Origin of the sequence: Lachnospira eligens (assembly GCF_009680455.1) — a bacterium.
GTDB classification, from domain to species: Bacteria; Bacillota; Clostridia; order Lachnospirales; family Lachnospiraceae; genus Lachnospira; species Lachnospira eligens_A.
This window is the reverse complement of the sequence record NZ_WKRD01000015.1, coordinates 14,680-40,297: the sequence shown is the minus strand read 5'-3', so window position 1 is coordinate 40,297 and position 25,618 is coordinate 14,680. Positions and strand designations below refer to the sequence as shown.

Sequence of the window (25,618 nt, the reverse complement as noted above, 5' to 3'; positions counted from 1 at the left end):
ATCCTGAGCCAGGATCAAACTCTCATAAAAAGTTTGCCTTGTCAGTTATAAACTAACTAGCTTAAATAGTTTTACCAAAACTTACTGTTTAGGTTCGTGTATCTTTCGATACTCGCAAGATTCATTAATGAATCATTTTAAAATTCTCAAAGAATTTCAAGGTTGTCTTTCTATTCAGTTATCAAAGATCTGTATCACTCAAACCCAGTATTTATCTGGTGTTTTAAGTCTTATTTGTTACCGCTTACCGCGGCGACTTGTATATAATATCATCAGGTACACACATTGTCAACAACTTTTTTAATTTTTTTTGCTATTTTTTTGGTTTTTTATATCATAATGGTATTTATCACAATATATATGTATTTATTCATTCCTATCATACTATATATAGTAATACATTTTTACAATTCTTATGTATTATATGTTACAAAAATAAAAATGACACTATATTCTTAATGCATACATCAAGAATATAGTGTCGTTTTTATTATAGATTATATTTGTCCTGTCTGCTGATATTTATTCCAGGCATTCTGATATTTAAATGTATATATAATAGAATATACTCCACAAACTATAATAAGCCATCCTCCTGGCATTCCTGAAAGAAGAATCACATAAATAAAATTAATTATTGAATATGCTGTAATAATAACGGCACATGCTCTGCTCTTTGCCAAATGTATTCCAAGCCCAAGTCCCACCACAATCATGACATCAACAAGACCTGCTATATTTCCAGCCATTACTACATTAACAATGAATGTTATAGCTCCAATTACATATGCAATTATAGCCGCTGCAGTTATATTCTTAGTAATTGATTTAATATTAGCACATTCATTAAACTCTTTCTTTGTCATTCTTGTTGTACCTGAATACATACTTTCCGGCATAACATACTGATTATTCTGCTGGCATACGTTTTCTGACTGATATGTGTTATTCTGCTGCATACTTTCATCGCTTTCTAACGGTGCCCCACAACTTTTGCAAAATCTGGCTCCAAGTTCATTTGCTCTTCCACATGATTTACATATCATATTTCCATCCTCCCTTATTTTATCTTATTGTACTAAAGAGTAAGCTTGTTATTGGATTACAATTATATAACGATTCTAAAATTGCATTACCATGTATCTGCACTAATATATTAGAAGCTGCTTGTGTTCCACTTATTGCTGTCACAACGGTAAAGAATATCCATACAACTGCAATTCCCTCTACCAGCCCGACTATTAATCCGCCCAGCTTGTCTGCCTGTTTTATTACCGGAAGTCTTCTTATTAACCCTGTCGCTGCAACTACAACTCTAAGTACTATCGATACCACCACCATTATGACTAAATACGCAATAGCTGTCAACACTATATCCGCTAACCTGAATGCAATTAATCTTATAGTAATTTCTTTAACAGATGCTTCTCCATATTCTCTGATTACAGACATAAGTTCAGAGTCTGGCATTGCCTTAACTGCTTCCGTAAGACTCTCTGGCAGATTAATCTTATCCCCGACCTCAGCCACCACATCCGTTACTGTCTGTATATGTGATTCTACCTGACTTATATCAATGCCACCCGTAAGAACCTGTTTATCTTCAAAATACTCATCTACTTCTTTATTCTCATAAAGAACTGTATATATTGACTGAGCTATATTTTCATCTATATTAGTATTATTTTTTATTGCCGTAGTCGCCAACGGTGCTATTACCACCGCTGCCATTATCGTTATTATCATTGATACCAGCGACAAAACAAGTCTTATTACACCTTTTCTCCAGCCTATAAGTGCAAATATTACCAGTATAAGTATTACTCCTGCTAACAGCATTTCGCCGTCCTCCTTATCATTTCAGTTTTATTGACTGTATGTATTTTGAATTAACTATTGTATAGCTGCCTCTTGCTCCAGTTGGCAAAACATTTATCACTGGCATATCAAAACTAATATCTGCCAGCTTCTTACCGCTCATATTCAGGAGCACAAATGTTGATGCATTACTCATTACAACGCTCTTGCCGTCAAACTGCATATCTGTATACTGTATGCCAAATGTTGTGTCAAATATATGTTTTCCTGATATATTATAGACAACAAGCTTATATGGATCTCCCGATTCTGAATTATCAAGAACAAGACCTATGTACTGGTCGCTGCAAAATATTTTTTGTATTTCATTATCTATATTAATAGTATGTTCCAGACTTGGATATTCTTTTATCTTATAAATGCTCACTACATTTTCACCAACCGCAACTGCTGTTGTGTCATTTACAAATTTTACATCTCCAACTATAATATCGTCATAATTAAAGCCACCAACAACTCTTTCTGTTTCGTTTTTTCCAACATCAGAGAAATTGTAAAACACTACATTTGTTTTAATCTCATCTCCGCTCACTTTTATAAACGAAGCTATTAGTTTCTTCGCATCTGATGATATACTTATATCTATAGGATAACCATCTCCCGACAATGTCGTTTTAACACTGTATATCTTCTCACCATTTGTGTCATACATATTAATATAATTGGCATTATTATCCTCAAGGACCGCTGCCATCTTTCCACTGTCTGATACTTCTATCTGAAGTATCGGCATTGATGTATCTGCTTTACCAACCTGTCCACTCGTATTAAATGAATACGCACTGCTTCCATTGATATCTGCAACAGCTATAGAATTACCGCATATGCTGACCTTTGGATTCTGCATCGAATACGTCTGGTTCCATATCACCTTACCACTGTTCTTATAATAGGAAATTCCATCATTACTATATCTTACATATCCATCTGCAAATGCTATATATTTCGAAGATTCTATATCCTCTCGATTTACCGAATTGGTTATTTCATAAGATGAGTAATCATAGTTATCTATTACTCTTGATACTATGTAAACTGCAGCCAGAATAACTACGATTATAATAGTAACAACAACTGCAACCCTGCTCTTATGTCTCCTTATTTTTCTTTTTACAGTAGCTTCATCCAGAACATCTTCATTATCTTCTGTTGATGCTGCCATTTCCCTGTTAATACTAATCACTTTCTTTACGGGAGCATTTCGGTCCCCGTTAAATCTGGATTTACCAGATATTATATCTGCCATATATTTCCCCTTTTCTATTGCATCTCGCATTAAATTAATTATACAATATTGGGGAATTTAATCAAGGAAGTTTTATCTGCTGACCTATATATAAAAAATTCTCATCTTTTATATTATTATATGTAATAACTTCATTGCATTTAGATGTATCACCATAATATTTTTTACATATTCCCATAATTGTGTCGCCAGCTTTAACTGTATATGTCTTTACTTCATTTGCCGTTGCAGCTACAGTCTGCTCTTCCACCGGCTGAGCAGCCGTTACCGTAACATTCTCAGTAGAAACTACACTTGTAACAGCTGTCTGGCTTGTTGTCTCCGCTTCTGTAGGATATACCCCACCTTCAAGCTTATTAACAGGAACTACCTCCTCTTGTGTTGCTGTATCATTTCCTGACATCTGAACCATCAGACTGCTTATTGACTTGTCAAATTTTTTCATTTTCTGATAATTGTTCATCAGATTAATTCCAATGACAAGAATAACAATTACCATAAAAGTACTTACTCCATACATAAATCTTGCATTCTTTTTCTGTTCATGTAATTCCTCTTTTTCTCTTATTATATTACGGATTGATTTCATAACCTTATCCGGTCCGTCTTCACTTGACTTTCTTTCACGCCGCTCAAGCATATATTCCTGCATTTCATAATTTCTTTCATAAAAGCATACATATCCTTTCTGCTTCTTTAGTTCACCATTTTCATATAAATAGAAATTTTCTTCTTTCTCAACCGTATCAATCAGATAAAATGTTTTCATTGTACCTGCAAAATTATCAAGATGTATTTTCTTTAATTTCATCATTCTTTCAGGTGTAACCTCTGGAATTGCTGCAAACCATCCAACTACTGCTAAATCTGGAAAATATTTTTCAACATCTGAATATATCCCATTCCATACACTTTCGTTAAAATATACTCCTTTTTCTTCAACTTCTGTCCCCAGCTTTGCTTTTATTATCCCCTTAATAAAAACACATTTTTCATCTCCATCAGTCTGATTTTCGCCCAAGAGTACTCCCGCCTGTGAGTCTGACGGATTATTGTAAGCAATTGAATTTATATATGTAAAAGCATAATCCTCTATATATATTTTCTTATCAGAACTCACTTCGCCTATCTGTTTAATATTTTTCGGTCTCCTTATGGCCGCACCTCTTGTAACTTGTTTTGACTTGTCCGAATTTTCTTCATTACATATTATTTCTATCATGGTGCCTCCTTATATTATTACTCTTTTGAATAATATCACTACATAACGAAAAAATTTATCAGATTTTGTCATTCATTTAAAAAATATCAGAAACATTTTTGGTAATATTTAATCTCTTTTTCGCGTACACATTATAAAGAGCCTGTCTAAGCTACTAAAATGACCTGGAGGCAAACTCATGATTTATTATTTTGATTCAAAAAACCCTAAAGCTCCCGCTCAAATGGGAAGACTACTCACCGATATGGTTACCCAAAAAATTCTTCCTCACCAGGAAATTGTAATTCTGTGTATTGGAAGCGACCGCTCTACTGGTGACAGTCTAGGTCCTATAATAGGTCATCAGTTTAGAAATTTCATTTCTCCTGGTATCTATCTGCTTGGCGACCTTAACCAGCCTGTTCATGCTGCAAATCTTAATTACTGTATTAAATCTATGCAAAAAACATTTGATAATCCTTTTATAATTGCAATTGATGCATCTCTTGGAAAAGAAGACCATATTGGCATGATGACTCTGGGAAGCGGACCGCTTAAGCCCGGTCTTGGAGTGAAAAAAAAGTTGCCTGAAGTTGGAGATCTTCATATCACAGGAATAGTTAACTCTTCCCATGACATGGAATCATCCACACTTCAGACAACCCGTTTGTCAATTATATTCCAGATAGCTGATGCTATCGTTCTGGCATTAAGAACATTTAATGACGATTATTATATACAGCAAGAGCCTGAGCTATCGTATCTGCTGAGTCAGACTTCATAATAGAATTAAGTTCTGAAAGCTTATCTACATTAATAAATTCTTTACCAAGATACGCTTCATAATTAGATGATATGTATATTCTCTGCTTCTTAACCAAATCATCAAGTTCATCATACTCCACTTTTTTCTTTTCAAGCTCAGTTTCCATATTGCATATTTTGTCTGCATAGCGTTCATTAATCTCCGAGATAATATCAGCCTTGGTATTCTTTTCAAAATCCTCCAGGGCTGACTGTTTCTCATCTTCAATCTCCGCTATGTCATCATACAATGCTTTAATCTGAGAATCAAATGGTTCAAGCCCATACATATCTTCATTCTTATCTTTTCTGATGTTCTTCTCAATCTTCTTAATACGCTTATTGTTATCTTTTATCTGCGTTCTTGTACTCTGGGCAGCCATTATAGTTTCAGAATGTTTCAGCACAATCTTTCTAAAGACAGCCTTTACAACAACAATACATATAAATGATACAGCTATACAATATATAAGAAGAATCCATTGCGGAATCACCGGCAATAAGAATAAAACTATTGGAACAGCCACAAACAATCCCACCATGACAGCTATATCAATCACATAATCCAAAAGCTGCTTGGGATTAAACACCGATATAAATAACTGACTGTTATATATTTTAGAGATATTCTCATGTATAAACGCTTCATTAATCTGATCTTTAAGATCTTCATTCTGCGCTCTTAAAGATGCTGTCTCTGCGCTTATTCTTTCTTTAACGCCTGCCATCTTGGCTTTATCTCTTTCAGCAGAAACAGTCTTAATTTTTTCTTTATCAGCTTCTATTGACTTATCATACCCGGCACATATAGCATCTGTACTCGCTTTAATTTTGGAATCTGTTTCATTCTGTTTTTCTTTTCTCGCGTTATCTAATTCCTTAGAAATATCTTTAACGCTTTCCGCAAGCTTTTCAAGTCTGTCTTTCTTCGTATTATGTTCCTTAACGTCGCCAATAATCTGTTCAAGCTTCTTCTGATTACCATTCAGTATATTCTGTTCTGCCATCTGCTCACCAACTTCCGTATACACTAATATTTCATCTTATTATTTGTTCTCACGATAATAATTAATAAGACATCCATCAAGAATTATCTGTCTCTCATCATCTGTAAGTTCATCCAGCTTAAGTTCGAACTCTTTCATATCTTTATTAACAACAAAAGCCTTGATTGTAGATACTTTATTCTTAATTGCATCCTGAATCTCTGGAATAAAGATATAATCTCCATTCTCAAACGGAAGCTCTCCCTTATCAATTATGAATGGAAGCATACCCCAGTTGATAAGATTTGAACGGTATCTCTTAGTTGCATACTCATTAGCAATGTTAGCCCATCCGCCAAGTACCTTCTGGCATGATGCTGCCTGCTCTCTTGCTGAACCATCACCCGGTTTAACTGCAAATATAGTACTTCCAACACCAACATTAGACTTATGCACATCATATGTTTCTTTAATCTTATGCATAATGTCTCTCAGCTCTGGTAAAGCTTCTCCCATGCACTGTCCTGCTTCTCTTGCCTTCTCTGCCTTCTGTACTTCCTTAGCACGTCCTACATATGCAGGATCCTTTCTTGAAAGTGCAAATTCAGCAAGACCAAGAGGATTAGATCTGAATGATGATGTCTCTCCCGATGGAATAAGCTCATCTGTTGTTGTAACAGGATCATGTATCTCAGATACAACCTTAATAATAAGATTCTCTGGAAGTGCAACCATCTCTGGCCAATCCTTGATATTAGGTCCAAACTGGATTTCCTGTTCCGGATCTGCAACACCCTTGCTGTCAAATACTCTGTTAGCATAGATTGAACTATCAAAATGATATGCTGGTCCTGTGAACTCTACATCCATGTCTGTTGCTGCTGTAAGGTATCCCTTATTAGCTGCTGTTGCTGCAATAGAACGTGCATCCATAAGTGCAACAGATGATATCTGTCCATTCTGTAATTTAGAACCTTCTCTGTTAGGGAAGTTTCTTGTTGAATGTCTGATTGAGAAAGCATTATTAGCAGGTGTATCTCCTGCACCAAAACATGGTCCGCAGAATGCGGTCTTAACGATTGCACCTGTCTCCATAAGATCTGCAAGTCTTCCATTTCTTGCAAGTTCAACATAAATTGGTGTACTTGCAGGATATACGCTAAGTGTAAATTCATCTGCACCAATTGACTTTCCTTTAAGAATGTCTGCTGCTGCACATATGTTTTCAAAACCACCACCGGCACATCCGGCAATAATTCCCTGATCAACATAAAGTCTGCCATTCTTAATCTTATCTGTAAGCTTATATTCAACCTGTCCATCAAGGCTTACAAGAGCCTTCTTCTCTACATCATGAAGAATATCCTCGAGGTTAGCATTAAGTTCTTCAATTGTATATGTATTACTTGGATGGAATGGCATAGCAATCATTGGCTTGATTGTGCTTAAATCGACATATACAACACCATCGTAATAAGCAACATTTCCAGGATTAAGTTCCTTGTAACTCTCACTTCTTCCGTGAATATCATAGAATTCCTTAACCAAATCATCTGTTCTCCATATAGATGAAAGACATGTTGTCTCTGTTGTCATAACATCTACGCCAATTCTGAAATCAGCACTAAGTGATGAAACACCAGGTCCAACGAACTCCATAACTTTATTCTTAACATAACCATTACCAAATACTGCACCTATAATAGCAAGTGCAACATCCTGAGGACCAACCCCCTTTGCCGGTTCTCCTGTCATATAGATAGCAACTACTCCTGGTCTGTTAATATCATAAGTCTTATTAAGAAGCTGCTTAACAAGCTCTGGACCACCTTCACCCATAGCCATTGTTCCAAGAGCTCCATAACGTGTATGACTATCTGATCCAAGAATCATCTTTCCACCTTCAGCCAGCATCTCTCTTGCAAACTGGTGGATTACAGCCTGATGCGGTGGTACATATATTCCGCCATATTTCTTTGCACATGTAAGGCCAAACATATGGTCATCTTCATTAATAGTTCCGCCAACTGCACAGAGACTGTTATGGCAGTTAGTAAGTACATAAGGAATTGGAAATTTCTCAAGACCTGAAGCTCTTGCTGTCTGTATAATTCCAACAAATGTAATATCATGTGAAGTCATCTTATCAAACTTAATCTTTAACTTCTCCATGTTTCCAGATGTGTTATGGTTTTCAAGAATTCCATATGCAATAGTATTCTTAGCAGCCTCTTCCTTTGTTACTGAACATCCTGTCTTGGCAGCTACTTCATTCACAGCCGAAGCACTATCCTCAACAATATCGACACCGTTGATAAGATATGCTCCTCCATCACTTAATTTAATCATGCTTTCTCCTCTTTCTATATATCATTACGGTTTCCCGCTTAATATCCGTTATTCATATCCTCATTATATAACATATACAAACATTAAAGATAAGGTGTAACTTTTTCTACTATTGATGCTATAGTGTCATTATCTGCAGTTCCCGGAACCCATCCAACATTAACTGTATCACCTTTAATTCTAGGAATAATATGCATATGGAAATGAAATACTGTCTGCCCTGCTACTTCTCCATTGTTCTGAACAATATTAAGTCCATCAAAATCCAATGCTTTCTTATACGCTTTAGAAATCTTAGCTGCTACTTTAAATACATGTGCGGCAGTGTCATCATCAAGTTCATATATATTGTCAAAATGTTCCTTCGGCAATATAAGTACATGTCCTTTAGCGGCAGGACTTGCATCGAAAATAACTTTTACAATATCATCCTCATAAAGAGCATTTGTTGGAATCTCGCCGTTTGCCAGCTTGCAAAAAATACAATCATCCTTTTTCATACCATTTCCTCACTTTGCGCGAAATTTGTCGAAATACTTTTGTTTACATGTATTTCGAATACGTATATACTTTTATATGATAACTTAAAGAAGGTTCAATTACAACCTCATAGAAAAAAACTTATTAAATTAATGTTCGAAAGGAATTCTTATAAAATGTTAAACTATGATGAATATAGAAATCTATGTTGCTTAATAAACGAAAATCCCGACATAATTTCTGTCTTTGACAACATGTCTATGTTTTCTATTGATGAATTATCCATTGATTCCCATGATATAAAGAATCATCTGGCATATTTAAAAACCAGTTTCCAACTTTTAAAAAAGAAATCTCCTGAACTGTCTGAAAACAAATATATAATACGTATGGAAGATGTCCTGTCACAGCTTATATATCACATGGAAAGAACAACTCTTTACAGATACAGCATGAAAAAAGCTGACAAAAAACCAGTTAATATCAACGATATTATGTATGAAGTTCCAGACATAATTGATGACGTAATCGATAATACATGTACATTTACCTTCTGTCTTGATAATATTCCCGATATTCTCATAAATCCTGACCAGCTCAAAACCCTGCTTACAGAAGCTGTCCAGAATGCGTGCGAAGCATCAGACTGCACTGGTGAAATCACCCTTATAACCAGAAAGAGTAACAATTATGTAATCACAGAAATTATTAATAATGGTGGTCTGCCATCACACGATGATTCTTCATACCTATCTGATTACATTAAACTATCCAGACCTTTCTATTCAACAAAATCTGGTCATATAGGAGTTGGTCTGTCAATAATACATCAGATATGCCTCTCAGGTAACGGTTATGCCAGACTCACTGAATCAGACGGAAAAACAATATTATGCATACGTTTTCCTATTATTTCTGAAAATTAAATATTTCATCTAACATCCTGAGAGTCTTAAGGTTTCCCCGTGCTGTCATTGCTCCTGTCATAAATGCACGATGGAATGTCTCTCTACCTTCCACTATCTGGTCAAATGTTTCTTTTGAAAGCTTTCCTATGACATCAGCACTCTTATTCTCTCCGAATGTTACTTTTATGTCTCTTCCATCTACATAAATACTTATAAGCTTATCTTTATCACTTATTGATATCATATATGTACTCTTATATCCTGTTGTAGGATTAAAATTATCTCTAAAAACATTAAGATAATAATCATCTCCACCATTTTCCTGATCATTAAGGAGTTCCTTATATATACTTGCAAGCGATTCAATATCCTGCTTCTGTGTCTTAACAAATGCATCATCAGAAGCATATTTTGATAGCTGTTCACTTTCTTGTGGTGTAAGCTTAATAGTATCCTTAAGCATATTGTTCTTAATAGTCTGACTACTTGATGGAAGCTGCATAATTCTTTGTGAAATTGTTCTATATACATTCTCAGCATATTTTTCTATTATTATTTTGTAATTATCATTAAACTCAAAATCAGTAGTATCATCTATATATGCACTAAGTGCCGGTCCTATCTTTCCACCAATAATTTCCCATGAATTATTAAGTGCAAGTGTCACTTCCCTTTCTCCATATGTTCTTGCCATTACAACTGGAAACATATACTTATCTAAAATCTGTGACTTATCAGAATAAAGCCAGCAGGAATCAAGAAATGTCTGCATATATCCCCCCATTCCTACCCATTCAACTGTAGTTGCAAGAATAATACCATCTGCTTCTGTAACAGTCTGTGACAGTGTTGTTATTGTATTCTTCATCTCATACAGATTATATCTGTTCACATTGACATTAAGCTCATCAAGAACTTCCTGTATCTTATTAATAACTAATATTGTAGGGTCATCAACAAGCCCTCTTCCACCATAATATATATTAATATTCATCTTATAATCCCCATATATATCAAAAAATAAATATTGTCACTTACCGTGATATACCAGTCAGAATATAGCATAAAATCTAGCTTATTTCAACCTTGAAGGATATAGCTGCAATTTTTAACACATCTCCATCAGAAAGTTTTTTACGTTCATGATTGCCAAGCCGTTCTCCATTAAGATATGTTCCGTTGGTAGCATTAAGATCCTCAACCAGATATTCATCAGCTTTAAATGCTTCATGATATATACAGCAATGCATACGACTCACTACCTGTGCTTTTATTACAACATCTGACATCTTTTCAAAACTTCCTATTACATATGGATACTTATCCATGCATATTACCCCGTCTTCATTCTCGACCCCTCTTATATATATAAGCACTTCTCCTATAAGATTTTCTTTCTGCAATACAAGTTTTAATTCTTTTCTACTGTTCTTTTCCGGCATATATTCAGACAACAGCATTGTCTCATTGCATATATCGTCATACGAAACCGTTTTTTCTTCTATGCATTTGTTGTTTACATTGACACTCTCATTATATAATACCTGTGCTGTATCTTTCTTCACAACATATGGAATTGACTGTTTCTGCGTAAGTATAACAGACTGCAGTTTTTTATGTTCTTTTTTGCAAAATACTAATATTCCTATTCCGGCACCAATGCATATAAAACTCAGGACTGATGGGATTCTGAAAGGTATTAATCCTGGCACAAATATACCTAACAGACCAAAAGCCATACTTACTACACCAATAATAACTTTTCTTATATTAACATCTGATTCATCTGCCTTTTCTTCTTTATCCGAAATCATCTGTTCAGCTATAACAGTTTTTATTTCTTTATCCCGTTTTTCTGGCATATCCTGTATAACAGATTCTTCCTGTTTTTTTACTTTTTTAATTCCAAACATTCTCATAAGGTTAAATGGATCATAATCTCCAACAATTACCTTCTGATACACTTCATATAATTGTACGATACTCTCCTTATCCAGACTATGATCAAAATGTTCCAATATAAATTCAAACAATATTTTAAGGCTTTCGTTAAAACTATATCCATTAACCTTTGTATGATACACAAACTGCAGCTTCTTTGTTCCAACATCCATATATATGAACCTGGGTTCTATCTTCACGTGATCTATATCTAACATATAATCTTCTGCTATTCTTACCATTTCAGATATATTAACACATATGGATTTAACATCCTCCATTGTCATTTTCCCATATTCATAATACTTACTCAGCTGCTGTCTTGATGTAATGTCGTAATATATTCCATATCTGCCATTAACAGAATACATTGAGAATCTTAAAAAATGCTCTGGTTTATTGCGCCTAAGCATTTTGTACTGGTAATCATCATATTCAACATTATCTTCTATCACAAGATAATTGCTGTTGTTCTGATGCTCATATTTTATATTAATATTTTCCTTCCCCAATATTAATCCTCCCCTAATTCTTAAGTTCTTTAAGTGCATTGACTATTCTTATAGTTTTTTCTGGAGAACTCGTTCTTACAATTGATGCTTCTGGTTCTATTTTGTATTTTTTCGAAAAAATCACTCTTCTCTTAAGATATTCCTCCGTTTTTATTCTATACATGTCCGTATCTTCATCATTAAATCCCCCTAATTCTGTCTGGATAACAAACTGACTGTTAACGCTGCGCTGAATGAGATTATCATGTATATCACAACTTGCTCTCATAACAACAATAATTATCAACATAAACAATGGTGTAATAACCGCATTTTCCACTGTATATGATGCCCTTAACCACATATCATCACCCCCACATAAGATATAAATATAAAAGGTATAAATGGTATTGTATCTTTTCTTTTTAATCTTTTTATAATAAGCAGTACCCCAGAAATTATGCTTACAAACATCAATGCCATAAAAAATACTGATGTTGCCTTTTTTATGCCTGTAACAATTGCAATTATTCCCATAACAAGTGCATCAGCCGCACCCATTATATGACTAATTACACATATCACAACAAATACTGTTGTAACAACCAATATAATAAACATTTCATAAACATCCACTTTCTTATATCCAAATATATATCCTGCTATCTTTATGCCAATTGCCAGAATACTCATCACTATTATCATATATACTGGAACTGCTCTTCTCTTTATATCCATAAAAGACATTATAGCCAGCCCCGTTAACATAATCAGACTTCCCATATACCCCCTTTGGATTATGAATGTATACATTTTTTGCAACATTCCATTCCTTTTATTTTTTCTTTTTTCACTTTAAGTATTGTTCTTTGCAATGCATAACAACTATCAGATGCATGATATTTATCACCATAATCTGTGTAGTATACAATTTCTGATGCACCCTTGCACAAACTACATGGGTAATACTTTCCTCCAGAAGCATTTCTTAAATCTGTAATTTCAGCCAGCGATGCTGCTTTTATGTTTCTTACCAGATAACTACACATCTTCTCTATGTGATACACTTCACCATACTGTGTTATGTAAACATACTCAGATTCGTCATTGTTATTTGACTCAAATCCATCTTTTTCCTCTCCTAACCATATATCAGTTATTCTTTTTTCATATATTGTAATCTGCCTTTTCCCTAATATATTGAATGGATTCTTAACAGTATATTTTAAAGAAATCTTCACGGTAGAATTATCATCCGCTATATCTGAACCATAAAAGTTCCACCCCGTATTACCGCCTGCTATATAATGTTTCTTAGCATAATCGCTGCCAATTTCATCTACAAAAATAGCAAAAAATGTAGACTTATATATTTCTCCCGTCATAACCTGACTTGTATAAGAATATGTATTAAACTTTCTTAATGCATTATATAATGCATCATTTACATGCATCCTTATTGAAATTAACTGCAACAAAAACATTACTGCCGCAACCGCATATAATATAACAGGTATAACCAAAGCCCCCTCTACAGTTGCTGATGCAGGAATGTCTCTTTTCATCAATTTTCGGTTAAAGTATGTCATTGACTGCTCTCCTCTCTTCGTAATTATTCCTGCATCGAACCGTTATTTAGAAGCATATGCTGCTAAACCATATTAAATATAAGAACAGCTTATTATCTGTACGTATGGCTGTCCTCTCCTAATAACACTAAACACTGCTGTTCCCGCCATACTCACAATATAGTTTCTCATTCTGAAATCATCATGTCCCATACTTATCATCTTAATTTCCATTGCACCCATAGTTCTGTAATTCTTATGTTCACTCCTTTCTAACATAAGCAGCATTCGTATATAATCCCTGTATTCCAAACCATCATCGTCTGTATCCTTGTCGGAATCAAACTTCATACCTAACAGATTTTCCAATGATAATTTCCAGTTTTTTTCGTTTTTCACAAGAGCAACTTTATTTCCTGCATACAAATCCCTCATATCCATTATTGCTTCACCATATGCCCACACCGACATTATCAGATATTGCCCGGCTTTAATAAGAGCCATATTACCTGTAAATCCTAATGCTCCTGCTGCAAATGAATACGCCTGCATTTTTTTTGACTTGTCTGTTATAAGATATGCCAGATTCATACCTGTTCTTATTCCTGATAATTCCAGCATTGTCTGTTCAAGATTTTCCTTATCACCGCTTTTTCCACACAGTATATATTCAAGCGTATAATCAATACCGGCACTTTCATCGATATCCATATCAAGATAATCAGTAAAACAATTAAACTTCATCATCAGATACTCATTCATCAGAAACTGTTCCTTTATTTCTTCCGCCTTTGATTCCATACTCTCAATTTTCCCTGACATATCTGTTGCAAGACCTGCATAATTAACAGACTTTTCTGAAATATTATCTGTATCCATAACTAACGCCAGTATGCCATCAGTAATCAGCTGTCTTACTTTTTTTACAGCAGACAGACCGGAAGATTCTATAGAAAAATCCACTCCTGAATAATCAAACTTCATTCCCTTTGCGGACAATCCATATAACAACTGCCTGCATCTGACTACTGACGACATAACATCTCTGCTATTGTCATAATTAAGATTTTCTTCAAGTTTTTCAATCTGACTGCATACCCCATTAAGCACAATTAGATTTCTTGAAAGTGCCTGTCTCAGTTGTTGCATATCACACATTGTTTTCTTGTCTGACGCATTGTCTTCTTTCATAGACTTAAGATCCTCTATTAATTCATTACAAAGTTCTTCACCAAGAGTCTTTATTTCAGCAGAAACCTTTTCCATACATCCACCCAGTTTATTCTCTGCACCCGACTTTGCATCATCATATTCACCAAGCACCTCTAAAGCTTTCTCTGTCTGCTCTTTAGTTCCTCCAAGTACAGCTTTCAGCTTTATATAATTTCTCCTATATACATCCGAATATGAATTAATATAATCTTCCTCTTTTTGATTTTCTTCACTAGCTGCAACACCACTGGCATCTTCATACATATCATCTAATAATGCTGATACATCTGTGTAGCCAGGTTCTGAGTTGTCAATACTCATGTATACTTTTTTCTCATCAACATATACTGAATCCATTGAAACAATCCCATTAACTGCCGATTTGGCAAAATATCCCCCTGATGATACAGGTTCCCCACTTCTTATTACAATTCCCGTATCTGTTGTCTCAATCCCTTCAACATATTTAATGAGCTGAAGTATTTTTAAGTCCACCTCCCACAAATCCTTTTCACAATCCTGTATATCCGATGTTATCTCCTTGATTTTTTCTACTTTTTGAAGTTCCTTTTCCGACTGTCTCATAACATCTGCCATCTCTGAAAACAATCCATATTGCATATATGAAGCAATTTCTTTTCTAAGATATATTCCACCCTGATCAGTTATGTACTCAACATTATCCACATCAACCCCCATTAATGAGACATTTTTCCCACAGGAATATATATTTTCTTCAGCATATTGTTCAATTCTTGCCTTAATATTATCGCTATATTGAAGAAGCAGAATATCATATTCACTCAACATATCGTTATGATACGCAGAAAATGCGCCTTCCACAGATAACATGCACGCTTCCTTGATCTGCGTATTATAAAAACAATCTGATGCTGATCTGACACATGTACATATCAAAGAAAATATTATTGTCATTGACAATGCTGCCATTACCGTTATCTGCGCCTTAAATGTCTTATTATTCAACAACAGCCTCCATTTATCAGATTTTATTAGCCTGATTTGTCATCTTAGAAAGAATTGAATTAACCAGACTTGTTATCTGTTTTTTGAATACAACAACCAGTCCCACAAGAACAATTGTTATCAACACAACCTCTACAACACCCATGCCATCTTCACTATCCCAAAACTTTTTTATCGCATTCTTCATATTATCTTAACCTCCATAATTACCAGCTAAATCTGAAAAGACCATACTGCAGGAATCATAATTATTGCCATTACTATCATAAGCATCATCATCATTGGCATAAGCAGTTTAGTTGTAGCCTCTTCACCCTTTATCTTTGCCATATTCTTTCTTTTTTCAAATGCATCAGCCGTCTCCTCCTCAAGAAGACGCCGTAACTCTTTAGTCCCCTTTCTGATATTAGTCTGCAATAATGCTGCAAGCTTCATATATTCTCTCGTATCGCATCTTTTTCCAAATTGTTCATATGCCTTTAATTCGGATATTCCTGCCTGAATATTATAATCAGTCTTACATATCTCATCATATACAGGTCTGCGTACCGCCTTGCCATGTTCTATGTTATCCTTATAATCAGCTGCTATTTTATGCCATGCCATTCTTGTAGTCATTCCAGCACCAAGAAGCAATGTCAATTTCGATACAACTTCTGAATAATCATATAACAGTTCCTTTTTTCTCTTTATAGCATTGTCCTTTACTTTCTTTTTATCAGCTATAATTACTACTAGTATAGCTGCCCCTCCAAGAAGGACAAATAATAACGGAGACACAGGCTTTTCACTTTCCTCATAGTATACTTTGCTGTCTGCTATATACTGTGGAAGGTTAATATTTCCATCCATTCTGCTACTACTGACAGCTGCTTCTATATCCTTTTGTGCCTGTATTTTTCTCCTATCTCCTGTACCATATTCTGGTGAATATACCGTTACTGTAAAATCGTATTCACTTTTATAATCCTCATATTCCATAATCAGCTTAAGTTCTACATTCTGACACTCATTTTCCAAAAAACTAATATTATTAACATTACCGTTATAATTAATAAGTTCATAATTTCCTGAATACCATGTCAAAGAAACTACACCTCTCTGTGCCGTTTCTGGTAATACAAGATTGCTAGTTACATGTTCAAGATTTTTATTTCTCCCACACATAATTCCAGCTATCTCCTCATATGCCTTTTCAAAGCATACGGCAGCTTCATCCTGTGACATAATTCTTGGTGCGATTTCAACATCAACAGATGTTATGCTCTCTCCATCTTCACCTACGACATTAATTCTCTTTACCTGTGTCTCTTCTCCAGGTTCAGGACGCTCTATACTGCAAAACAACTTATCTGAATTGTCCGTCATAAACATACTGATTACAGCCATGGCTGCACTAATAACAATTATTAATAATACCTTTCTTTCTTTTTTAAACTTCAATATTAACTATCCTCTTTGCCCACATATCAGAAACAACATATACTGCCAGACACACCGTCATAATAATTATTCCAGCAATATTACCATACAAAGGCTGTATAAATTCTTTGGCAGTCACCTTTAAATATATAACGATAACAGCAGGTATAAGACTCATTACTCTCTGTTCCATTTTTTTGCCACTTATAATAGTGTCAACCTCTGACATAACCTCTTCCTTCTGCTGTATAATCTGCGCTGTATTCTTTATAACTGCCATTAAATCTCCACCACTTCTCTTGGCATATCTGAATATCTCCGCAAAATACATGATATCCTCTACTTTACTTTCCTCCGCAAAATCATCTAATATATCCTCAAGATTCTCATTCTGCCCAAGCCTTATAACTATAAGTTTGAACTTTACAACAATATCAGAATCATCCCCATACATAAGAGTAAGTTCATCTACAGCCTGTCCAAATGCATTCTCTATTGAATATCCAACATTTAAAGCAAATGACACTGCAATAATTCCATCTTTAAATTTCTTCTTAAAGTTCTTCTTATCATGAACAATCCTTTCCTTTATTCTCTGCCTGTAATGAATATACACATACGGTGAAAGAATAACCGCCATAAAAACATTTTCATAAAATATGTATGCTGCAATCAGAACAATAATTATCCCCTCTAATATGTACCTTTCGTTACCATTCACTAAACCCTGCAGCTTCAAGCTTCTCTGTTCTGTTAAACACATTATTCTGCCTGACAAGCGTACCAATAACTTTTCCATTCTTATCCTGACTGTTTTCAACAAACTTAAACAATGGCGTAAGTGCAATCTCACCATTAATGCAATTTCCGACTTCTGCAATCTGAACCACCTTTCTGCTCTTATCCCTTAGCCTTGCAAGATGAACAATAATATCAATAGCTGATGATATCTGCGCCCTGATTGCTGACACAGGCATATCCATTCCCATAAGTACCATTGTTTCCAATCTCGTCAGCATATCTTTGGGACTATTGGCATGTCCTGTAGACAGACTTCCGTCATGCCCTGTGTTCATAGCCTGTAACATATCTATTGCCTCTGCTCCTCTTACTTCTCCAACTACAATACGATCCGGGCGCATTCTTAGGCTTGCTTTTATCAAATCTCTTATACTCACTGCATTAGTTCCCTCTGAATTTGCCACCCTCGCCTCAAGCCTCACAATGTTATTAATGTTGTGAAGCTGTAGTTCAGCAGAATCTTCAATTGTAATTACCCTTTCATCATCTGGCACATAATCTGACAACACATTTAAAAATGTTGTTTTTCCACTTCCTGTTCCACCTGATATGAAAATGTTATACTTGCTCTTAACAAGCTTTTCTAAAAACTGTGCCGCCTCTGGAGTAATAGATTCCAATTCAATAAGTCTGTCTATCGTGATGGGCTTATTGAAGAATTTTCTTATAGTTATTATTGGTCCATTAATTGCCACTGGTGGAAGAACAATACTGACCCTCGAGCCATCTTCAAGTCTTGTATCAGCTATTGGAGATGCTTCGTTAACCATATGGTTTGACATAGCTGCAATCCTCTGTGCCACATCTGACAGTTTATTCTCACTTTCAAATTTTTTGTTCCATCTTTCTATAGAACCATTCCTCTCCATGAATATACTGTCACTGCCATTCACCATTATTTCGGTTATGCTGTCATCTTCAAGTAATTCCTGCAAAATATCCAGTTTTTTAATAGAGTTATATAAGCGCTGTTTAAGTTCTTCCTTCTGCCTTATCGAAATCACATTATTACGGCTTTCATCATATATGCAGGCATCTATCACCTCATATAGTTCACTGTCAGCAACATCTCTGCCAATGTCCAGTCTTTCATATACATGCTTTCTTAGCTTAATGTAGAGTTCGTCCATTATATTTCCTCTATTCCTGCTGTTCTGCATAATTCTTCATAAAAACTGCAAAAAGGCAGCCGCCCCCATATATCATCATTATTAATGTTCTCATCTTCATTAACATGTATCTTTTTAAAAGTTGCTGCAATATTATCCAACCCCTGCTCAAGAAGATATTTTTCAAAATTCTTAAACCTCATATTCTCTATATAATTGCCTGTTTCACATATATATATTTCATCACAACAATCCATCATATTCCAAGGCATGCGTATTCCATCCCCAATATCAATTACAATATTCGAATATCCAAGTTCCCTTCCTATTGCCTGAATAAATGTCCCAATTTCTTCAGGTTTTATATCATCAATATCTTCTGCGCAGGACGCATCCGGTATATAATCCAGCCTTTCATAATGACTTATGGCATTAACAATATTTTTATGAAACTGATTATGATTTTGTCTGAATGCATATAATGCATCAGAAAGATTTTCATTCTCTTCATCCTTCAGGATTCCTTTAAACCCATAAAATGTTTCAAAATTAATAAAAAGTGTGTTCCCATGCTCTGACATCAGTCTTGCAACTGCCAGTGACAACATCATTCTTGCAGTATTATTAAATCCATATATACCTGTCACTTTAAGGCTTCCCCTTTTTTGAGCCCGGTCTTTCTTCTCATATCTCATTACAGACTGTAGAAGCTGATATGACGGCTGATACTTACATATTCCAACCAGTCCTTTTTCTTCCCTTGAATTAATCTCATCTGCTTCACGCTCCTCCTCACACAACACGACAGTCTTAGTTCCCGTTCTATATGCGTTATACCCATATGCTCCTTCACATATCATAAGCATATCAGCTTCTTTTTCCTGCAGGTACTTATCAAGTTCATGTTCCTTAGTAAAAACCTGTGCATTATAGGGAATATCATTATCATCATTAATTACAGACATAAGCCGTTTCGCATAATTTTCGTCTGAATCATATATAACGCAAATGTTATTCCTGCCCATCTGTTCACCCCCTATGTAATATCATTCATAAAACCACAACACACCTGTATACCAACACAACAACATATCCAGTCAGAACCCCCACTGCATAATGAAAGCCATGCGCCTTTATTCCGCTGCTCCCCATACTGACCTCTCTGGTCTTTTTTAAAAACAACTCAACAATTCCCGTAAAAATCCCTGTAATAAGAGATACAACCATAAGCTGTAGTACAAATTCCAATCCAGTCAACATTCCAATTACTGCCAAAAGCTTTACATCCCCTGCACCTACAGCCCTGATTATATATAGAAATGTCATTCCCGCTAATCCCGCCAGAGTTCCAAGAATATAATTTCCTATATATTCACCTGTAAAAGCTCTTATAACAATAACACTCACGCCTACAACAATACCTGCAACAATAAGCCTGTTCGGTATTCTGAATTCTCTCAGATCATGTACTGCTGCTACAATAACTAATACCAGTGCAATAATGACTGATATAATATCCGGCACTTATCCACCTCCTCAAAAAAACATGTATAGAATTACCATTTACTGCCTATACTTCTAATAAAGGCATATGATGCCCCTAATCTTGTGCATTAAGGAGTAATTCTATTGAAAATGTTTGGTAAAAAAAAGAGTCCTGCTACATATGATGAAAAATACCTGCTACAGGAACTTATGATGACTAAAAAAGCAATGTATACTGCCTATTCTAATCTTGATAATGTTACTGATCCTGACCTGATAGACTGTTATATCTACCAGCTTAATTCAGAACAGAAACGGTACAATTACCTTCTTGCAAAGGCAAAAGAATCTCAGTTATCCACGTCTGGATTCTGATTCTATAAGAATTGTTGTGTTGTACAGATACTATATATTCTATTCAATAAATTGTCAATACCTTTTCTATATTTTTATTTAAAAAATCATATGAATTCTAATTGACATTTCGCAAAAGCTAATATACCATTTATACAAGAAATACTTTTTATGAATAACTCATAATTAATTATTATAGAGGTGATGCACTATGAAATCGAAGAAAACCAATCCTTTTGTGATAACAACTTTAATATTCTTTATGACAACTGTAATGTTCGGTCTTCTGACCACCGGTGTCATTATTAAGTACCGAAAATCAACCGTTGCAACTAATACCGATAAGCTTAGCAATGACGAGATTGAGAAACTAAAGTCAGAAGAGAAAGAGGATCTTCTTTCTGATATGAAGTTAAGATTCACTAACGGTGAAGGTTCTCTTTCTATACTTAAGAGCTATTTCCCTGATAATATAGTCTATGTGAACAATAAGAATCAGTATGTATTTGCGCAGATACTTCCTGAACTTGCGAAGAATAATTATAAGGATGAGAATTTCAAGCAGGATGATAAAGGAATTATTACATACAATGAAGACGGTAAAGTTACAACACATATGGGTGTTGATGCCTCGAAGTTTCAGGGGAATATTGACTTTAAGAAATTAAAAGAACAGGGCGTTGAATTTGCCATGTTAAGATGTGGTTTCAGAAGCTATGGCAATGGAATCCTGAACACTGATTCTTCATTTGATACATTTGCAAAAGACGCAATAAAGAATAATATTAAGATTGGCGCATACTTCTTCTCATCTGCAATTACGAAACAGGAAGCTATAGAAGAGGCTGATTATGTTCTTGATATTATCAAGCCTTACAAGATTACATATCCTGTAGTTATTGACTTTGAGGAGATTTCGGGCGATTCATACAGACAGGAGAATCTGACTACTGAAGAACTTACAGATATCATAATCGCATTCTGCGACAAGATAGAAAAAGCAGGCTATAAGCCAATGATATATTCCAACCTCAAGGGATTCGTTGGAAGACTTGACCTTACCCGCTTAGAAAAATATGAGAAGTGGTTTGCCTACTATTCAGACACACCTTACTTCCCATATGAATTCTCTATATGGCAATACACTGAATCAGCTAAGTTAGACGGTGTCAGTGGTAATACCATAGATCTTAATATTAGTTTTAAAGATTACAATTAATTGTGACTCACATGCTCACTGCGGAATTTCTCAATCATTTCCCTTGTGAGACTGATATGGTCATCAATTACATCTATATCATCTGCCTTGACCCATGTGCCGACCGATAACTCATCTTCTTCAAGAGTTATTGTGTCGTCACCGTCAAGCTCACAGAAGTAACCAAGAAGCTGAGAACCGCTGAGTCCCCAAGGCTGGCTCTTATAATAGGTGATATTTTTAACCTTCACACCTACCTCTTCCATAACTTCTCTGCTTACAGTTTCCTCTGTTGTTTCACCAATCTCAGTGAATCCGGCAATAAGCGCATAATTCCTATAAGTTCTTCCCGCATATTTAGTAAGAAGAATTCTGTCCTTATCTGTAACTGCAACAATAACAGCCGGACATATCTTAGGAAATACCATATTCTTACAGCAGTCACAGCGTAACATTCTCTGCTTGTCATCATGCTTGAGTGGTTTTCCACATCTTCCGCAGAAATGATTATCCCTGTACCAGCCATACAGATGAAATGCAGTAATAGCCGCATAAGCATGCTCTCTTGGCTGTGCCTTACGGAAAGAATCGACTCCTATGAATTCATATCCTCTGACGAAAGAATACATATCCTTGTGTACAGCTGAATCAGCCATCTCTCCCAAGAATGTGCCTCTTTCGAGGCTTCCTGTCTTTCTTGCGAGGAAAAAATGTTTCTCATCAATTGACAACAGATATATGAATTCAAAGTTATCTACAGCTTTGTCTCCGTAAGAGGACTTTATCCCCTGAACGAACTCATCATACTGTGGATATATTAATACATTTTCTTCAGGATTCTGTGAGTTAAAATGTCCTGATGGTCTTGCAAGCAATGAGGAACCCTGAAAATAAAACACAGTATCCCCTTTGCCTGGCTTAAGATTCTTATACTGGTTGTCCAGATGTTTTGGCCATATATCCTGTATCATATCAGAAGAACACCATCTCTTCCTTAGGTGCACCTGTCTTTTCTACGCTTTCAACGTAAAGAACAGGACCTTTCTTCTTATATGCCATCTGGAATTCATACTTAATAGTAGCTGTAACCCATATCCATTCTCTGTTCTCAAGAGAAGCTATGTTGTTGTAGAAGCTGATATAACCAATAAACTGTGTATCTTCTGCACAGCATGTCATAACCTTTCTTCCCGGAACGAAATTCTTGTCCTTAAAGTACTTGTTCTTAAGAACCTGTCCCTTGAATCTTACCTTCTTACCTGCGTATACTTCCGGTCTTTCAGACACATCCATATACCAGATACCATAATCTTCGTCATCAACCTGAATAACATCAGCATTGATATCGTATGGAAGCTGTTCAGATATAGCAACCTGGTCACCCTTCTCGTCCTCGAAGATAATCTGAAGTGCAGGATTTAATGCTCTCATGCTTCTTCTGTAGCTGCCAAGATCCATACCTGACTTGCATCTGTTAAAGATAACCATATCAGCATATTTAACAGACTCTGCAATAATAGACTTCATGTTAGCCCACTGTAAGCCAAATGAATTAGCATCAACTAAAGTTATAGACTGGTATACCTGCCATCCTCTTGGCTTCTCACTTCCAAGAATAAGTGCAGGATCCCACATTCCGTTATATTCAACAATAACAATCCATGGATCATACTTCTTGTCCAGTTCATTAAGAGTCTTGATATTAAAATCTTCCTTTTCAACAACAACCATATCAACTCCGTTGTCCTTAAGAAGCTTCTCGCTATACTCCTCTTCGCCTTCTTCACACACAATAAGAAGTTTATTCTTAGCGTCTGCAAACTGTCCCATTGCTATAGTATCGGAGATAAATCTTGTTTTACCACTGTCAAGCTGACCGTTAATCAAGAAAATCGGAATCTGATATTCCTCATTTGCCATATTTATCCTCATTTCCGCGCATTTGCGCTATCATTTCATTATAAATGCGTTGTAAAAATGTGTTCTTCTATTAAACACTGATTAAACTTCAAAAAGTTCCTTAAGTGCATCTTCCTTAAGTTCAGAACCGATTACACAGATTCTTCCTGTGAAATCAGCACTTCCCTCACGAATCTCATATTCTTCTGGTACAAGGTCGAAATACATCCATGTTCCATCTGTACAAGGAAGCATACCCTTAGAACGGAGAACCTTACCATAATCTTCACTCTCAGAAAGCTTCTTTAATATGCTGTCAAGCTCTGCCTTCTCATACTTCTTAGGAGTCTCTGTTCCCCAGCTTGTAAATACGTCATCTGCATGGTGATGGTGATGATCATGGTCATGGTCATGATGATGTTCGTGCTCGTGCTCGTGGTCGTGATGATGCTCATGTTCCTCATCATGGTCATGATGATGCTCATGCTCGTGGTCGTGATGATGCTCATGCTCGTCATCATCATCATCATGATGTCCTCCGCAACAGCAGCACTCTCCATCTTCATGATGATGGTGGTGGTGGTGCTCCTTCTCATGCTCCTCATAAGCCTTCTGCGCTGCCTCTGCAAGCATGTCTAACTCAAGGTTAGTAACATTCTCCATTGCACCAAGAATCTTAGTTCCGTCAATATCATCCCAAGGAGTTGTGATAATATGTGCATTAGGATTAACACTCTTAATAAGCTCAATAGCTGTCTTTAACTTCTCTTCAGAAACATTCTGTGTTCTGCTTAAAATAACAGTTCCTGCATGCTCAATCTGGTTATTAAAGAATTCACCAAAATTCTTCATATATACCTTAACCTTAGATGCATCTGCAACTGTTGAAGCACTGTTAAGAACGATTTCATTCTCAATGTGAAGGTCTTTAACCGCTTTGATAACATCTGAAAGCTTGCCTACTCCTGAAGGCTCAATAATAATTCTGTCTGGATGATACTTATCAACAACCTCCTTAAGAGAAGTTCCGAAATCACCAACAAGTGAACAGCAGATGCATCCTGAATTCATCTCTCTTATCTCAACACCAGAATCTTTAAGGAATCCTCCATCAATACCGATTTCACCGAATTCATTCTCAATAAGAACTACCTGCTCTCCCTTTAAGGCTTCCTTTAAAAGCTTACTTATAAGAGTTGTTTTACCTGCTCCCAAAAAGCCTGAAATTATATCTACTTTAGTCATCTTAATCAACCTTTCTGCAGTATATGACTGCTCTTTTATCTCATATTTTCAATT

26 protein-coding genes are annotated in these 25,618 nt (G+C 35.5%); 4 read left to right on the top strand and 22 right to left on the bottom strand.

What is annotated here, in order from left to right; all coding sequences use genetic code 11:
* Positions 1–497: 497 nt before the first annotated feature.
* From GKE48_RS14280 to GKE48_RS14265, 4 genes are all read right to left on the bottom strand, one after another.
* Positions 498–1,046, bottom strand: a complete 549-nt coding sequence (locus GKE48_RS14280) for a zinc-ribbon domain-containing protein (RefSeq protein WP_022097649.1) — start codon at positions 1,044–1,046, stop codon at positions 498–500.
* A gap of 19 nt (positions 1,047–1,065) precedes the next feature.
* Positions 1,066–1,839, bottom strand: a complete 774-nt coding sequence (locus GKE48_RS14275) for a CvpA family protein (RefSeq protein WP_022097648.1) — start codon at positions 1,837–1,839, stop codon at positions 1,066–1,068.
* Between the two features lie 16 nt (positions 1,840–1,855).
* Complete coding sequence (locus tag GKE48_RS14270) at positions 1,856–3,124, bottom strand: DUF5711 family protein (protein WP_154301378.1); 1,269 nt, start codon at positions 3,122–3,124, stop codon at positions 1,856–1,858.
* A gap of 61 nt (positions 3,125–3,185) precedes the next feature.
* Positions 3,186–4,346 (bottom strand): LysM peptidoglycan-binding domain-containing protein, encoded by a 1,161-nt coding sequence (locus tag GKE48_RS14265; protein ID WP_022097646.1) that lies wholly within the window; start codon positions 4,344–4,346, stop codon positions 3,186–3,188.
* Between the two features lie 178 nt (positions 4,347–4,524).
* Between GKE48_RS14265 and yyaC the strand changes: the two genes are divergently transcribed.
* On the top strand, positions 4,525–5,109 hold the full coding sequence (gene yyaC, locus GKE48_RS14260) for a spore protease YyaC (protein WP_055216487.1): 585 nt from the start codon (positions 4,525–4,527) through the stop codon (positions 5,107–5,109).
* Here yyaC and GKE48_RS14255 read toward each other — a convergent pair.
* From GKE48_RS14255 to GKE48_RS14245, 3 genes are all read right to left on the bottom strand, one after another.
* Positions 5,045–6,160 (bottom strand): AAA family ATPase, encoded by a 1,116-nt coding sequence (locus tag GKE48_RS14255; protein WP_154301377.1) that lies wholly within the window; start codon positions 6,158–6,160, stop codon positions 5,045–5,047. The genes yyaC and GKE48_RS14255 overlap by 65 nt on opposite strands.
* A 15-nt stretch (positions 6,161–6,175) precedes the next feature.
* Complete coding sequence (locus tag GKE48_RS14250; protein ID WP_022097643.1) at positions 6,176–8,464, bottom strand: hydratase; 2,289 nt, start codon at positions 8,462–8,464, stop codon at positions 6,176–6,178.
* Positions 8,465–8,547: 83 nt separating this feature from the next.
* Entirely contained in the window at positions 8,548–8,964 is a 417-nt protein-coding gene (locus tag GKE48_RS14245) for an HIT family protein (protein WP_012740190.1), read from the bottom strand.
* 234 nt (positions 8,965–9,198) lie between these two features.
* Here GKE48_RS14245 and GKE48_RS14240 point away from each other — a divergent pair, with 234 nt between their 5' ends.
* The gene (locus GKE48_RS14240) at positions 9,199–9,870 is read left to right on the top strand and encodes an ATP-binding protein (RefSeq protein ID WP_055288065.1); all 672 of its coding nucleotides are present in this window, start codon (positions 9,199–9,201) and stop codon (positions 9,868–9,870) included.
* On the opposite strand, the gene GKE48_RS14235 is transcribed toward GKE48_RS14240, so the two are convergent.
* The 12 genes from GKE48_RS14235 to GKE48_RS14180 all read right to left on the bottom strand — a co-directional run bounded on the left by GKE48_RS14235 (position 9,854) and on the right by GKE48_RS14180 (position 20,907).
* Positions 9,854–10,846 (bottom strand): SCP2 sterol-binding domain-containing protein, encoded by a 993-nt coding sequence (locus tag GKE48_RS14235; RefSeq protein ID WP_022097640.1) that lies wholly within the window; start codon positions 10,844–10,846, stop codon positions 9,854–9,856. The genes GKE48_RS14240 and GKE48_RS14235 overlap by 17 nt on opposite strands.
* 76 nt (positions 10,847–10,922) lie before the next feature.
* Positions 10,923–12,305: a DUF6382 domain-containing protein gene (locus GKE48_RS14230; RefSeq protein WP_173016956.1), complete on the bottom strand. Its 1,383-nt coding sequence runs from the start codon at positions 12,303–12,305 to the stop codon at positions 10,923–10,925.
* A 13-nt stretch (positions 12,306–12,318) separates the two neighbouring features.
* Positions 12,319–12,648 (bottom strand): hypothetical protein, encoded by a 330-nt coding sequence (locus GKE48_RS14225; RefSeq protein ID WP_022097638.1) that lies wholly within the window; start codon positions 12,646–12,648, stop codon positions 12,319–12,321.
* On the bottom strand, positions 12,639–13,067 hold the full coding sequence (locus tag GKE48_RS14220; protein ID WP_022097637.1) for an A24 family peptidase: 429 nt from the start codon (positions 13,065–13,067) through the stop codon (positions 12,639–12,641). The genes GKE48_RS14225 and GKE48_RS14220 overlap by 10 nt, the downstream gene beginning before the upstream one ends.
* 14 nt (positions 13,068–13,081) lie before the next feature.
* Positions 13,082–13,873 (bottom strand): TadE family protein, encoded by a 792-nt coding sequence (locus GKE48_RS14215; RefSeq protein WP_154301374.1) that lies wholly within the window; start codon positions 13,871–13,873, stop codon positions 13,082–13,084.
* A gap of 72 nt (positions 13,874–13,945) precedes the next feature.
* Positions 13,946–16,051 (bottom strand): DUF5702 domain-containing protein, encoded by a 2,106-nt coding sequence (locus GKE48_RS14210; RefSeq protein ID WP_154301373.1) that lies wholly within the window; start codon positions 16,049–16,051, stop codon positions 13,946–13,948.
* A 16-nt stretch (positions 16,052–16,067) separates the two neighbouring features.
* On the bottom strand, positions 16,068–16,238 hold the full coding sequence (locus GKE48_RS14205; RefSeq protein WP_022097634.1) for a Flp1 family type IVb pilin: 171 nt from the start codon (positions 16,236–16,238) through the stop codon (positions 16,068–16,070).
* A 26-nt stretch (positions 16,239–16,264) separates the two neighbouring features.
* Complete coding sequence (locus GKE48_RS14200) at positions 16,265–17,494, bottom strand: immunoglobulin-like domain-containing protein (RefSeq protein ID WP_055216504.1); 1,230 nt, start codon at positions 17,492–17,494, stop codon at positions 16,265–16,267.
* Positions 17,484–18,194 (bottom strand): type II secretion system F family protein, encoded by a 711-nt coding sequence (locus GKE48_RS14195; RefSeq protein ID WP_330583145.1) that lies wholly within the window; start codon positions 18,192–18,194, stop codon positions 17,484–17,486. Before GKE48_RS14195 ends, GKE48_RS14200 begins: the two co-directional genes overlap by 11 nt.
* The gene (locus tag GKE48_RS14190) at positions 18,184–19,404 is read right to left on the bottom strand and encodes a CpaF family protein (RefSeq protein ID WP_154301371.1); all 1,221 of its coding nucleotides are present in this window, start codon (positions 19,402–19,404) and stop codon (positions 18,184–18,186) included. The genes GKE48_RS14195 and GKE48_RS14190 overlap by 11 nt, the downstream gene beginning before the upstream one ends.
* On the bottom strand, positions 19,404–20,408 hold the full coding sequence (locus GKE48_RS14185; RefSeq protein WP_055288058.1) for a P-loop NTPase family protein: 1,005 nt from the start codon (positions 20,406–20,408) through the stop codon (positions 19,404–19,406). Before GKE48_RS14185 ends, GKE48_RS14190 begins: the two co-directional genes overlap by 1 nt.
* A 25-nt stretch (positions 20,409–20,433) precedes the next feature.
* Positions 20,434–20,907 (bottom strand): A24 family peptidase, encoded by a 474-nt coding sequence (locus GKE48_RS14180; RefSeq protein WP_022097629.1) that lies wholly within the window; start codon positions 20,905–20,907, stop codon positions 20,434–20,436.
* A gap of 111 nt (positions 20,908–21,018) precedes the next feature.
* Here GKE48_RS14180 and GKE48_RS14175 point away from each other — a divergent pair, with 111 nt between their 5' ends.
* Complete coding sequence (locus tag GKE48_RS14175) at positions 21,019–21,243, top strand: YaaL family protein (protein WP_022097628.1); 225 nt, start codon at positions 21,019–21,021, stop codon at positions 21,241–21,243.
* 190 nt (positions 21,244–21,433) lie between these two features.
* Complete coding sequence (locus tag GKE48_RS14170; protein ID WP_154301370.1) at positions 21,434–22,441, top strand: glycoside hydrolase family 25 protein; 1,008 nt, start codon at positions 21,434–21,436, stop codon at positions 22,439–22,441.
* Here GKE48_RS14170 and nudC read toward each other — a convergent pair.
* The 3 genes from nudC to GKE48_RS14155 form a co-directional block, all read right to left on the bottom strand.
* Complete coding sequence (gene nudC / locus GKE48_RS14165; RefSeq protein ID WP_154301369.1) at positions 22,438–23,391, bottom strand: NAD(+) diphosphatase; 954 nt, start codon at positions 23,389–23,391, stop codon at positions 22,438–22,440. The genes GKE48_RS14170 and nudC overlap by 4 nt on opposite strands.
* A 1-nt stretch (position 23,392) precedes the next feature.
* The gene (locus GKE48_RS14160; protein WP_012740207.1) at positions 23,393–24,340 is read right to left on the bottom strand and encodes a TIGR03943 family putative permease subunit; all 948 of its coding nucleotides are present in this window, start codon (positions 24,338–24,340) and stop codon (positions 23,393–23,395) included.
* An 81-nt stretch (positions 24,341–24,421) separates the two neighbouring features.
* Positions 24,422–25,564, bottom strand: a complete 1,143-nt coding sequence (locus tag GKE48_RS14155) for a GTP-binding protein (RefSeq protein ID WP_154301368.1) — start codon at positions 25,562–25,564, stop codon at positions 24,422–24,424.
* Between the last annotated feature and the right edge of the window lie 54 nt (positions 25,565–25,618).